This is a genomic window from Chitinophaga niastensis (assembly GCF_003014755.1).
GTDB lineage: Bacteria > Bacteroidota > Bacteroidia > Chitinophagales > Chitinophagaceae > Chitinophaga > Chitinophaga niastensis.
In genome coordinates this window covers 733391-747457 of record NZ_PYAW01000001.1, presented here as the reverse complement: position 1 = coordinate 747457, position 14067 = coordinate 733391, and the positions used below count along the sequence as shown (strand labels likewise).

At 43.2% G+C, this 14067-nt stretch carries 7 protein-coding genes; 5 read left to right on the top strand and 2 right to left on the bottom strand.

The window, feature by feature from the left end; all coding sequences use genetic code 11:
• Positions 1–59 precede the first annotated feature (59 nt).
• The 5 genes from CLV51_RS03190 to corA all read left to right on the top strand — a co-directional run bounded on the left by CLV51_RS03190 (position 60) and on the right by corA (position 11099).
• The gene (locus tag CLV51_RS03190) at positions 60–5150 is read left to right on the top strand and encodes a translocation/assembly module TamB domain-containing protein (protein ID WP_106526555.1); all 5091 of its coding nucleotides are present in this window, start codon (positions 60–62) and stop codon (positions 5148–5150) included.
• Complete coding sequence (gene tamL, locus CLV51_RS03185) at positions 5134–7599, top strand: translocation and assembly module lipoprotein TamL (RefSeq protein ID WP_158266921.1); 2466 nt, start codon at positions 5134–5136, stop codon at positions 7597–7599. The genes CLV51_RS03190 and tamL overlap by 17 nt, the downstream gene beginning before the upstream one ends.
• Positions 7600–7861: 262 nt before the next feature.
• Positions 7862–8257 carry a septal ring lytic transglycosylase RlpA family protein gene (locus tag CLV51_RS03180; RefSeq protein ID WP_106527569.1) on the top strand — a complete coding sequence of 132 codons (396 nt, stop codon included), beginning with the start codon at positions 7862–7864 and terminating at the stop codon, positions 8255–8257.
• A 129-nt stretch (positions 8258–8386) separates the two neighbouring features.
• Positions 8387–9646: a DUF3472 domain-containing protein gene (locus tag CLV51_RS03175; RefSeq protein ID WP_106526553.1), complete on the top strand. Its 1260-nt coding sequence runs from the start codon at positions 8387–8389 to the stop codon at positions 9644–9646.
• A 346-nt stretch (positions 9647–9992) separates the two neighbouring features.
• Positions 9993–11099 carry a magnesium/cobalt transporter CorA gene (gene corA / locus CLV51_RS03170; RefSeq protein ID WP_106526552.1) on the top strand — a complete coding sequence of 369 codons (1107 nt, stop codon included), beginning with the start codon at positions 9993–9995 and terminating at the stop codon, positions 11097–11099.
• On the opposite strand, the gene CLV51_RS03165 is transcribed toward corA, so the two are convergent.
• On the bottom strand, positions 11096–11602 hold the full coding sequence (locus CLV51_RS03165; RefSeq protein ID WP_106527568.1) for a DUF2480 family protein: 507 nt from the start codon (positions 11600–11602) through the stop codon (positions 11096–11098). The genes corA and CLV51_RS03165 overlap by 4 nt on opposite strands.
• Before the next feature lie 143 nt (positions 11603–11745).
• Entirely contained in the window at positions 11746–13839 is a 2094-nt protein-coding gene (locus CLV51_RS03160) for a peptidylprolyl isomerase (protein ID WP_106526551.1), read from the bottom strand.
• Positions 13840–14067: the final 228 nt, after the last annotated feature.

Genomic DNA, 14067 nt, shown 5'->3' with positions numbered 1-14067 from the left:
AAACCATAAACGTGCTTTTACGTTTATATATCAGTAATTTACTATAGTAAGAAATCATAGTGACAGAACCAGCAGAAACCGGAGAAAAACACGGCCGCCCCTGGTGGCGATGGCTTATATGGATTATTGTTGCGGTGCTTCTTTTGCCCGTAATGGCTGTATTATTATTACAACTGAATGGTGTCCAGAATTATTTGCGGGAACAAGGCGAACTTTATCTGCAACAAAAATTACATACAAAAGTAAAGATCGGTTATCTGCGCGCACGCGGATGGCAATACCTGGAACTCCGCAATGTATATGTGGCCGATACTTCCAATCAGGCACTACTCTATACCGGTGCACTAAAAGTACATTACAACCTCTTATCATTTTTTAATAACGAATTAAGAATAGATAAACTGGAATGGGATACCCTGATCGTAAATGTCTACCGGCACGAAGGAGATAGTGCCTTCAACTACCAGTTTATTGCAGATGCGTTCAGCAGTAAAAAAACGACGCCCGATACCATTGCCCCGGCAACAGGTACAACACTTCAGTATCGGATAAAAGATATTTTGTTACATAAAACAAAAGTCAGCTATATCGATGTTCCCGGTGGTATGAGCGCAGTAGTCACCTGGGATAATCTTCATGTAAATCCGGATGATTTATTGATAGATGATGGTATTTACGCTTTCAGAGGGATTCAGTTAGATGGCCTGAAAGGCTTCTTCCGGCAAAAATATATTGCCCCGGCAACAACAGGAGCGGCGCCACCACCGCCTCCTGTAGATACCAATAGTACTACGTTTCATTTGCTGCTGAAGAAATTGCAGATCAAAAATAGTAGTTTCCTTTACTCAAATGATGGCATCGGTATTAGTACTGCCTGGCAGATTGGCGACCTCCTGTTGCGTAACAGCAACATCGATCAGGATTCTACCCGTATCCAGATAGGCGACCTCACCATCAGTAATTCCAATGGTATGCTGGCGATGTTACCAGGAAAAGATTCAACGCCGGCGCCCTTAGACACTACCCCCAATACCTGGCAGCTGTTTGCTACACAGGTAAACCTGGACCGCCTGGCCGTCCGCTATGATAACGGCGGACCCGCTCCCAAAGCGGCCGGACCAGACCCGGATTACAATCACCTGCTAATCACACACCTTTCCAGCAAAATCAAAAACATTAAGTATAAACCGGATAGCATCATTGTAGAGATGCAATCACTTACAGCGCAAGACTGGTCAGGGTTTGCTATTCGTAAAGCCAATATGGATGTGCTCTTTACACCTCATACCCTGGCACTTAAAAATTTCCTGCTCCAGACTAATAAAAGTATCCTGCGAAAACAAATAACCATCACCGCGCCTTCCTGGTCCGGCGTTTCAGATAAGCTGGATCAGCTGGGGCTGGATGCCAACCTCGATTCCGTGCACATCGCCCTTGGTGAATGGCTCCCCTTTGTTCCCGCTGCCCGCAAGAATAAATATTTTGCACCACTATGGAAAAAGGAACTAACGCTGGCGGCTATACTAAAAGGAAGCCTCGGTGAACTAAATATAAAAGAGCTCTACATCAATGATCATGAAGGCAACCTGATAAAAACAACAAACGGACAAATAACACATGTTACCGATGTAGATCATCTCAACGCAGACTTACCCAACCTGTTCATAGAGTCCGGCAACAAACCAATCCGGTCCTGGCTCTCTCCCGGCTCCCTCCCTGATACTCCCCGGATACCGCCCCACATGATCATTACCGGCATGTTCAAAGGTGGTATAAAAAACATGCTCACACAGCTACAGCTGAAAAGTGATTATGCTAATGCCACCATTAATACCCAGCTAACCAATATCACTGATAGTATCCATAGCAGCTATACGGTGAGTATACCTTACTTCCGCGCAAATCCCGGTATCATGTTGTATGATACTACCTATGGCTGGATGTCCGGACAATTGAGCGCTACCGGTCAGGGCTATACGTTAAAACAAATGATAGCCAGGGCAACGCTTCAGTTAAACGAGGCTACCTATAACGCCTATACGTACCAGGATGTAAATGTAAAAGCTGTTATTAATAAAGGGCTGTTTGAAGCACAGGGAGAAAGTGCAGATAGCAGCATCATCACAACTTTTGACCTCAGTGGCCAACTGGTAGATACCACTATTCAGGCGCTTAAAGTAAATATGGCATTTACAAAAGCAGATCTATATGCTACCCACTGGTACACCAAACCATTAACGCTAAAAGGTAATCTGGCTGCAGATTTCAATAGCATTGAGCCACAACGGATAGAAGGCACAGCATTCTTAACCGACTGGCAAATTGCTACCAAAGGAGATATATTTCCACTGGACAGCATCTCTCTGCTGGCACAGTATAACGATCAGCAATACCTCACATTAAAAAGTCCATTTGGCTTAATTACTGCCAATGGGCATATCGATTATACAAAAGTTGGTACTGCTTTCTCTCAAATTATCACAAAGCCATTGATGCCGGCAGATTCCGGCCGCATCGTAAAAATACCGGGAGGGCAACAACTACAATGGTATGGCTCTTTGGTATGGCCGCACAGCCTGAAACCACTCTTGCCCACATTACAGATGGACCAGCCGTTAATAATTAATGGTCGCCTGAATAGTGATAGCAGTCTGCTTATTGTAAACGCAGCCGTTCCTAAACTCAATTACGATTCTTTACAGATAGATAGTGTACAGCTATCAGCCCACATCATGGATACCTCCATGCAGGTATATGTTTCACTGGCACGCATGCAACATCCCAGCTTCCCGCTGTACCATACTTTCCTTACTGCACATGCCAATACAGGTGCGGTCAACTTCAATCTCCAACTGGATGATGTGAAAAGGCAACCTAAATATAAGATGGGTGGTATAGTCACTTTCCTCGCAGATAACGTCATGCAGTTATCTCTCAAGCCAGGACTGCTGCTGAACAAGCAGGAATGGACTGTAGCAGAAAATAATATCCTGCGTATCAAAAACGGCGCGCCGGATACCGCTAATATTAAATTATCACAGGGAAATCAATCCATACAGGTATCCACCAAAGCCGATACTGGTGCGGTTCCGGCGTTACAAGCCAATATTGCCAATTTCCAGCTATCCACCATCACCGGGCTGCTGGCTACAGATACATTGCTGGCTAGCGGTACGCTGAATGCGGAAGCAACTGTATACAACTGGAACAAATCTCCCCTGATACACGCTAAACTGAATGTGGATAGTCTAACGGTGAAGAATGCACGCTTTGGAACGCTGGAAGCTAATGTGGAAAACAATGGCCCGGATCAATACAAGCTAACGGCAGCACTGACCGGTAATGATAACGACATAAAAGTAGATGGCACCTATGACAGCACCATTAACGCCCATGTGAATATCAACAACCTGAACATGGCCATCATGGAGCCATTTACTATGGGTAGTGTGTCCCGTATGTCTGGTAATGCCGATGGTAAGTTTGATATTTCCAGCACTACAGCAGCCCCTCATGTACAAGGCAACCTGCATTTTAATAATGCCGCAGGTATGGTCAACTTTATTGGCAGCACATTCCATCTGCAGGATGAAAATATTCTGATAGACGACAAAGGTATGCTGTTCAATAATCTCGTCATTGCCGATAGCCTGAATAATGAATTGGTGGTGAATGGCCGTATCAACACAACTAATTTCACGAAGTATAGTTTTAGCCTGGATGTAAGTGCAGATAACTTCATGGCATTAGGCAAACAACAAAATCAGGACCAGTGGATTTACGGGCCCGCATTCATTGATAGTAAAGTAAAGATCCGCGGCTCCCTGGATCTTCCCAAAATAGACGCCACCGTGAAGCTGCGCGATAAATCAAGTGTAACCGTGATGCTGCCGGAAGATGCACCCGGATTGGCAGACAGGGAAGGAGTGGTGGAGTTTGTGGATAAATCAAAACCGGTAGACTCCGCACTGCTGGCAAAACGGGATAGTCTCAAATATCAGAATCCCAGGCTGAAGGGAATGATCTTCTCGGGTAATTTAGATATTACACCAGCATCCGTGATCAAGATTATTATTGATAAACAAAATGGTGATTACGTACAGGCCAAGGGTACAGCCAGCATCAACGCCACACTGGATCCCAGCAGTACGTTGAGTCTTACCGGCCGTTATGAAATATCTGAAGGCAAGTATGAAATGTCCCTGAACCAGCTTATCAAACGCTCTTTTGATATTGAAAAAGGCAGCTTCATTTCCTTTAACGGCGATGCTACCAACGCCGATATGGATATTACTGCCAAATACACGGTTAATGCACCGGCCTATGACCTGGTGCAGGATCAGCTGGGAAGCATGTCTGCTGAAGACCGTAACAAATACAAACAACGTCTTCCCTTTGAAGTATATCTGATGATAAAGGGAAGTCTGTCGAAACCAGATATCAGTTTCCGGCTGGATATGGCAGAGAAAGATCGCAATGCTTTCAATGGCGCACCATATAATCGCCTGAAACAAATTAACCAGGTCCCTTCCGAATTAAATAAACAGGTAATGGGCCTCCTGATTCTGAATACATTCATTCCGGATGACCCCATGAGCACCCTGGATGCCGGTAGTGGCGGCGGTGTAGGACAGGCAGCAAAAAATAGTGTGAGTAAAATTCTTTCTCAACAACTGAATAACCTGGCTGGCAATCTCATAAAAGGTGTAGATCTGAATTTTGACCTGCAAAACCAGCAGGACTACTCCACAGGCTCCGCACAGGAAACTACCAACCTTAACATTGGTGCATCAAAGAGCCTTTTCAGTGATCGTTTAACCGTATCCGTTGGTTCCAATATCATGTTGCAGGGTAATCAGCAAAACGCCAGCTCACTGGTAGGTGATATCTCCATAGAATATAAACTATCCAGAGACGGTCGATACAGGATCCGGGTATACCAGCGTAATGATAATCAAACAGTCATTGAAGGGCAAGTGGTAGAAACCGGTGTAGCATTTATGCTGATTATGGATTATGATGAATTCAGAGAAATTCTGCAACGCACTAAAAAAGACAAGTCAAGCCAGAAACTCCGCGATAAGAAAAACGCGAAACAGGATAAGAAAGACGACAAAAACACGACGACGCCCGATGCTAAAAGCAAATAGCCATATCATCTGCTGTATTATATTTTGCCTGGGATACCTGGCGATCAGCTCCTGTAGCACTACACGCACTGTGCCGGAAGGAGATCGCCTGTATACCGGTAGCGCTGTGAAATGGGAAAATGACACGATCACAAAGAAAAAACCCAATGACTATACAAATTTGGAAGACGGCATGAACAAAAGGATCCGTCCAAACAGGAACAGAAAATTCCTGGGCATGCCCTTCAAATTATGGCTCTATAATTTAGGTAAAGAACCCAAAGGGAAAGGGCTTAATTATTTACTGCGAAAAAAATGGGGAGAGCCACCCGTATTACTTAGCCAGGCCAAACCTGATTATACGTCCAAAGTACTGCAGGAATATCTTGTTGATCATGGCTTTTTCCAGGACGAAGTAGCTTCCGAAATTAAATATTCCGGCAAGAAAAAAGCATCCATCAATTATACCGTTACCCCCAATCACCGGTATACCATCAGGAGTGTAACCTACTTAACAGATAGCAGCGCCATTGGTAAAACAATGACTTATACAAAAGAAGAAAGCTCCCTGATAGTTGGTGCGCCTTATTCTCTCGACTCAATAAAGGAAGAACGGGAACGCATACACGCTGCATTAAAAGAACAGGGATACTACTATTTTACTCCGGATTATTTGCTGGTACAGGTGGATAGTACCAACCACGGAACAGTAGATCTGTTTGTAAAGATAAAAGATAACACGCCCTTGCTGGCACTACGCCCTTACCGGATGCACGATATTACATTATTCCCGGACTATTCCCTGGATAATGATTCGGCGTCCACCACTGGTACACCTATAAAATACAAGGGCATTTACATCGTGGATTCTGCCAAAAGATTCAGATCTACTGTATTTGATCGCTCTGTATTTTTACGACCAGATAGTTTGTACCAGCTCAGCTCACATAATATTACCCTGCAAAGGCTGATTAATCTGGGTGTATTTAAATTTGTAAAGGGCCAGTTTCGTCCCGTTCGTGATACCTCTGTACATAATATTCTGGGCGGGAGCCCAAATGTAGCAGGTACAAAGGATACTACTATAAAGCGTATCAGCGTCCGGAAAGATACTGCTTATACACGCGATACTACACTGGCAAAAACTTACAAGGCGATGGTAAACAACAGTGTTGCCCTTGATAGTGGCTGGCTTGACGCTAAATTTTATTTAACCCCTTATAAGCGCCGTTCGCTGCAAACGGAATTACGCGGCACCTCTAAATCAAATGGATTTGTAGGATCAGAAATAAGGATAACTGCCAAAAACCGTAACTGGCTTCATTCTGCAGCCCTGCTGGAGATTGGTCTTAATGCTGGTCTGGAATGGCAAACGGGCAATAAAAGCTCAGGAGCTTCTAATTCTTATGGGTTGGGAGCGGAAGTCGCTGTCACTTTTCCGCGATTTATTACCCCTATCAGGGGGCTAAACATCCGTACTCCTTATGTACCCAAAACGCGGATAAGTCTTGGTTACGAACTATACAGCCGTGCCGATCTGTATAACCTAAACGCATACACGCTGCAATTACAATACCTGTGGCAACGCACTGCTTATCTGAGTCATATTTTTGCACCTGTGGCTATTACTTACGTATTGCCCACAAAAACAACAGCGGCATATGATAGCATACTGGCCAATGATCCGAGTCAGCGTGCTGCTATTGAAAAACAATTTATACTCGGTGGCAATTACACCATCACATATAATAACCAGCAAGCCAATCGTATTCATAGCTGGTATCTGAGCGGGAATGCAGACATATCCGGAAACATTGCGGGATTGATTGTTCCAAAAGGAGATTCAACTAAAAACATATTAAGCAATCCATTTGCACAATACGAAAGATTAACCCTGGAAGGCCGTCACTACTGGAGTTTAGGCAAGGGAAAACAATGGATCAACCGTTTGCTCCTGGGCTACGGATTACCATACGGAAACTCTGCAACATTACCTTTTATTAAACAGTTCTTTACCGGTGGTAGCAGCAGTATCCGCGCCTTCAGGGCACGCACACTGGGCCCTGGATCATACCATAACAAAGCAGTAGATACCTCTGCATTGCTGGCCAATGAAGCCGGTGATATCAAACTGGAATTCAACTCTGAAATTCGCGTACACCTGGCGAGTGTATTTAATGTAGCCGCATTTGTGGATGCAGGTAATATCTGGCTGCAAAAAGATGTACCCGATAAGCCCGGAAGCAAGTTTGAGTTAAGTTCCTTCTACAAAGAAATTGCTGTAGGAGCCGGTATTGGCTTGCGTATAGACGCTTCCATTGTGGTAGTACGTTTTGATTTGGCGACCCCGTTGCGTATCCCTTATCTTCCGGAAAATGAACGCTGGGTAATCAATAAATTTAATTTCGGTGATCCGGAATGGCGCAAAAAGAACCTGATTCTAAACATTGCAATAGGATATCCTTTTTAGCATGTAGCGTTTAAGTATGGCTGAATATATCGCAACCCTCCCTGCCGGCTGATTGTCTGTTAAACGAGACAGGATCTGTTATCCACTACAAAGATTGTTTCGTTAGCCCTATCAAAGGAACTGATCCTTTTGTAAAACCTTTTCACCGGTTAATAGTACCTGCTATGATAAAAAGTACCATTCATCAACTGCAGGAGGTAGCTTGCTGAAAGCGTCAGAATTTTGGTTTATTTTTATATCACTGCCTAAACCAGTATCAACCATGATAACTATCCCAGCAAACGTTGAACGTAAATGGTTGTTATTCACCATTGCTGCGTTAATGGTGTGCACAACTGCCTGTAGCCGTAAAATTACCGAAAAGGGAAAAGCCTCCTATTACGCAAATTCGTTTGATGGAAAACGCACTGCCAGCGGTGAAACATTTCATCAACGCCATCTCACTGCAGCGCACAGAACATTACCTTTTGGTACACGCGTTACCGTTACAAATATATCGAATGGTAAAAGTGTAAAAGTTCGCATCAATGATCGCGGCCCTTTTGCACCAGGGCGCATTATAGACCTATCAAATAAAGCTGCTTCCAAAATAGGTATGCTGAATACCGGTGTGGCAAATGTGGAAATAAAATATAAAAAGAAAAAGAGTAAGACATAACCCAGGGCCGGAGATATGTTTCTCCAGAAGCATAAAATTATCGATTCTCATTCGTTTGTAATTTTTTTCAGATAGAATTGCATTTAGTGGCAGATGCTGCTTTATTTGTTGACATACAATAACTGAACAATGAAAAATAAAACATTTCTTACAGCACTGCTGGCTATTTGCTTTGCGGCAAATCATGCATTTGCGCAGGCTTCGCAGGTACTACTTCCTGGTTTCACCGCTTACGCCGATCCGGTAGAAGAAAATGTAGAGATTAACTATAACAATGGTGTAACCAACTGGACAGGCAACAATAATACCGTGAACTTTTATTTCCACGCGGCTACTACCGGAACCCTGAAAATAACGCTGCAAGCCAAAGCAGATGCCGAAAGTAAAATAACCGTATCTGTGAACGGTACAGAAAAAACAATTAGCATTCCTAACAATAACGACTATACGAACATCCCGGTATTACAAACTAATATTAAACAACCTGGTTTCTATTGTGTGTCTTTAAAAGGAGTGGAGAAGAAAGGTAAAGTATATGCGGATGTAAAAGGTGTTACACTGGATGGCCCGGCCACCAAAGATATTCAGTTCAATCCCAAGCCCTGGCGCCGCGCGGCCTCTGTGCATTTAAACTATCCTGTTCCTGAAGGTAAAAACGTAGAGTGGTTTTATGGAGAAATTAAAGTACCTGAAGGAGAAGATAAACTGGGTACATATTTCATGTCTTGCGGCTTCCATAGAGGTTACTTTGGTATGCAGGTAAATTCTCCCACTGAAAGAAGGATTATTTTTTCCGTATGGGACGCGGGTGGTGAGCCACAGGAGCGCAGCAAAGTAAAGTATGAAGACCAGGTGGCAATGTTGGCCAAAGGCGATAGTGTTGATGCCAGCGGATTTGGCGGCGAAGGTACCGGCGGACATAGTCACTGGATCTACAACTGGAAAGCAGGCGAAACCTATCGCTTCCTGATGCATAGTGTTCCTACCGGCAACACTACTACCTACACAGCTTACTTTTATGTACCGGAGCACCGCGAATGGAAGCTGATAGCCAGTTTCCGTGCACCTAAAGACGGCAAATACATGGGCCATCTGTATTCCTTCCTGGAAGATTTTTCTTTTGAAAATGGCCACCTCGGCCGGAAAGGGTATTTTGGTAACCATTGGATCAAAACCAATACCGGCGAATGGATAGAACTTACCAAAGCGAAATTCTCCAACGATGCTACCGCCAAAGCAAAAGACCGCATCGACTACGGTGGTGGTGCTGAAAATGGCTGGTTCTATTTATGGAACAGCGGATTTAAACCCGCCAATGCCCAATACGGTGATACGTTTGAACGCCCGGCCACCGGTAAACAACCGGAAATAGAGCTCCCTAAATTTTAATATACAAAATCCTTGTCCGGCTCATAACACCGGACAAGGATTTTCCTGATACCCCGCTGCGCCTCATTATTACCCGTCTTTTTTATATCGTATCCTATTTTCAGATAGTAATTACACCTCTTTAGCACGTTAATAGTCTCAAATAGCTATTTTATTCAGGATTTAATTAGTCTATATACCCCATAGGACTGATATAACGCATTTATTATTCACTCCTTCTCCCCCGATTGATGAGAAAAAGAAGCATATTATTGCTTACACAAGTCGGCTTGTACACCTCTATCAAAGCATACTTAAGAGAATTTTAATTTAAATTCGGCTTTCAATTAGATAACATCGATTGCATATGGCTGTAAAAAAAATGTTGCCTATTCCGGGCGTACTGGAAGTACTAAATCCATTCAAATTGAAGAAACAGCGCATCATGAATTTTAACCCGGCGGAAGGAATCTCTACCCGACAGCCGGCTGAGAACACAAAAATTACTGTATTCGATTATAACAGCAACCTCTGTAAGGCAATTGTATTAGAAAAAATAGAAGACACTTTCCCATATCTGGAATCCTCTCACCTGAGCTGGATTAATATTGATGGTATCCGCAAAGAAGAAGTACATGCCATCTGTGAGCAGTTCATGATCCATCAACTTATCGAAGAAGATATACTGAGTGTGGGTCAACGTGCAAAAACAGACGAAATCAACGATCGGCTCTTCTGCTTACTGCCGATGATATACTTTAATAACGAAACATCTGCAGTAGATCAGGAACAGGTAAGCATTGTACTTGGCAAAAACTTCGTTATCTCATTTCAGGAAGATCCCAGCAGAGATGTATTTGACCCGGTTAGAGCAAAACTGTTGCTGCAGGGTTCCCGCATACGCAACGGCAATGCGGACTACCTTTGTTATTCCCTGTTGGATATAATAGTAGATAATTATTTTATGGTACTGGATAATTTGGGAGAGCGGATTGAGCTGATGGAAGACCTGGTGCAGCACCGTCCTGATACCCGTGCCCTTGCACGCATTAACTTTCTGCGCCGCCAGATATTTTTATTCAAACGGGCTATTTCCCCGGTTCGGGAATTGGTGAATGGTTTCCTGAAAAGTGAAAGTGATCTGCTGGAAGATAACGTTACCAAATACTACAAGGATGTTTATGACCACATCATTCAGTGTAATGACCTGGCAGATAACTACCGCGATACGGTACTCAACCTCCAGGAAATGTACCACACACAACTTAATCTCAAACTAAATGAGGTGATGAAAGTGCTGGCGGTAGTAACTACCCTGATGGCTCCGCCAACACTCCTCGCAGGAATTTATGGGATGAACTTTCACAATATGCCGGAACTCGAATCCAGAAACGGTTATTTCTACACGCTGGGGGGAATGGGCATATTGCTGCTGTTGATGATTTTTGTTTTTAAGAAACGGGGCTGGTTCTAACCTTTCTTTTTATAGATAGGCACGGTAGAACATGGCTCTCCATACATGATACTTTTCACCACCGGACGCAGCAAGCGTGTGATTTCGGCATAGGCCACTTCACCCACACGCTTATCCCCACATCCTTTTATAACAATACGTTTATCAGTGAAAGAGGCTACATCTATTTTAGCAAGATTTTGCAGATACAGGGTTTTGTGGATAAACTCAGCATCACCGAAAGCGGCATAAACAGCTACCGGTTCCAGGTTGGTCATCACCAGCATATAGGCCCATAAAGGAATTACTGCATCAGCACTACATATCAGACCCACATTTTTTCCACGATATTGTTCCCAGTCCAGCGATTGCATGGCTGCACGAAAGTCTTTTTCTTTCAAAATCAAGCCCATAAACAGGTGATCTTTCATATCAAAGATCACAACATCTCCAGCGGGATAATAATTCTCCAGGTCTATGGTTTCCAGGCCGCTCTGCGCTACTTTATTTATTATTTCGTCCATCTCGTCCTTATTTAAGAATACAAATTTACGAATATCAAACAAGGAATATGAATAAGCTCCCGGCGGGTAGGGGAATACCATAAAATGAAAAAAGGGAAGCATTGCTGCTTCCCTTTAATTATGTCAGTAAAAAATGTAGTGGTCTAGAAAAATTTGCCACGGGTATCCTTTACATCACTCTTCTTTTTCAGTACTTCAAACAGTTGCTGATCCAGCATGGATTTAATACCCTGTTCGTAAGCAGCCTGTTGCGTAGCGATATCCTGAGCCGGCTGAGCAGCGGGTTGGTAACTATCAACTTTGATTACGTATACACCTGCATTACCTTCAACAGGAGCAGATACATTGGCAGTTCCCCATTTCTTATTGAAAGAAGCTCCGGCTACGCGAGGTTCAAAGCCCATAGAGGCAATAAAAGGAGTAGCAAAAGTTACACCCTCAGCCTTAAGTACCGGCTGATTAGTGGATTTGGCAGCTGCGTCCAGAGAAGCAGGTGTTTGTAGTTTAGCGATGATCTGTTCTGCTTTTTTATGCTTTTTCACTTCTGCTTCTACCTGAGGTCTTACATCTTCCAGCGGGGCAGTTCCTTCCTGACGAACACTGGTTAATATTGCTACCACATATTTATCATCAAAAGTAAATACGTTACTTACATCACCTTTCTTCGCTTCATACGCCCAACGAACAAGTTCGCGGGATTGTCCGATTCCTGGGATAACGAAGTCCATAGGACGTACATTATCAGCGATTCTCTTATTCAGCTTATCCTGTTGAATGTTTTTTTCAAACGCAGCAACAGTACGGCTCTTACCGGCGAAATCGCTGGCAGCACCGTAAGCGGTGTTGTTGGTTTCTTTACTGGCTTCTACAGATTTACCGAGGTAAGCTACTTTAATAGCGGGACCAATATTTTTCTGATCCATGATCTGTATAACGTGGTAACCAAACTGTGTTTTCACCACTTTGATCTCACCTTTTGCACCATCAAAAGCAAAATTCTTGAATTCAGGCACAAATTGAGTAGAAGGCGTTAACTCATATTCTCCGCCGGTTTCTTTACTACCTGGATCATCAGAATATTTGGTAACCAGCTCTTTAAAGTCTGCACCACCTTTAACGGCAACTTCGATGCTATCTGCGCGTTTTTTAGCGATTGCATCTGGCGCGCCGCCCTGTGCACCGGATGCAATCAGGATGTGACGCACTTTTACGCTGTCCGGCATGTTCTTACGATCCACCATTTTCGCATATACGATCAGGTTATTATCATAATAAGGACCGAATACACCGCCAACAGGCAAATTCACGATAGAATCTTTCTGCGGAACTTTTGCTTCGTTCTTGGAAATATAACCATCGTAATATTTAATATCTGAATTACGGTTAATAAAACCTGCAATATCTTTAGTCGTATCAAGTTCTTTCTTCAGAGAAATAATCTGTTGTATTGCTACAGAAGAATCTTTTGCAGAAGCAATAGCATCAAATGATACATATTCTACTTTACGGGATTCTGCTACTTTAAACAGTTGTTTATGATCCTGGATAAAACGATCCAGTTCAGCATCTGTAACCTTAACAGTAGAGTCAGCAATAGAAGCATAAGGAACGCTTACATAAGATACAGCAGCTGTCTGGCTGTTATCTTCCTGTTGTTGTTTTGCCAGCCATTTAGGATAATATACACCTTGTTTAACAAGGGTTACATATTTCTGTTGCTCCTGGGATTTCGCAATATAGCTTTCCAGTTGTTCCAGTGCTGCGCGGATCTGTGGATTGCTGCCAGCCTGCGAAATGGTTTGTTGCAGTGCAACATGGTCAAATACACCATTGCGGGTAAACTGCTGTACAACGATCGGATTCGGGTTTTTACCTTTAATCTGATCTACCACTTCTGCTTCAGTTACTACAATACCCAATTTCTTGTACTGGGCTTGCATAATTTGTTCATTCAGAAACTGGTTCCATACCTGTTCACGGATATATTGACGTGTTTGTTCATCAATATTGCCATTAGGCATTTGCTGACGGGCGCCATTTTCGGCATCCTGAATACGGCGCTGGTAATCTCCCAGATCCAGCTCTTCACCATTTACTTTACCCACGCTGGTATTGCGACGGGCTAAAGAACTTTTGCCAAAAAAGGCATCCTGCAACAGGAAACTAACAATAGCCAGGCAAATCACTACAACGATCATGACGGCGTACTTGTCCCTGATTTTCTGAATTACTGACATATATTATATAGTCTACATTTTTAAGGATAGCAAAAATAGAATAAAATAACTGTAACTGCAAAAGAGTATTTTAACCGCTGAAACCCAATACAGTAAAGGGTTCTATAGGTTTATAACACTTTCGTGGACTATATGTCATTCACAGGTTTTCCACATGAAGGCCAATTTGTCAACTCCTTTTTTTTCAACGCTTTATTTTTCTAAAATGCTCGCTACAGCTGGTAATTT

Excerpts from the sequence above, each read along its gene's own strand:
- tamL (WP_158266921.1), top strand. The coding sequence starts at position 5,134 with ATGCTAAAAGCAAATAGCCATATCATCTGCTGTATTATATTTTGCCTG.
- CLV51_RS03180 (WP_106527569.1), top strand. The coding sequence starts at position 7,862 with ATGATAACTATCCCAGCAAACGTTGAACGTAAATGGTTGTTATTCACC.
- CLV51_RS03175 (WP_106526553.1), top strand. The coding sequence starts at position 8,387 with ATGAAAAATAAAACATTTCTTACAGCACTGCTGGCTATTTGCTTTGCG.
- corA (WP_106526552.1), top strand. The coding sequence starts at position 9,993 with ATGGCTGTAAAAAAAATGTTGCCTATTCCGGGCGTACTGGAAGTACTA.
- CLV51_RS03165 (WP_106527568.1), bottom strand. The coding sequence starts at position 11,602 with ATGGACGAAATAATAAATAAAGTAGCGCAGAGCGGCCTGGAAACCATA.
- CLV51_RS03160 (WP_106526551.1), bottom strand. The coding sequence starts at position 13,839 with ATGTCAGTAATTCAGAAAATCAGGGACAAGTACGCCGTCATGATCGTT.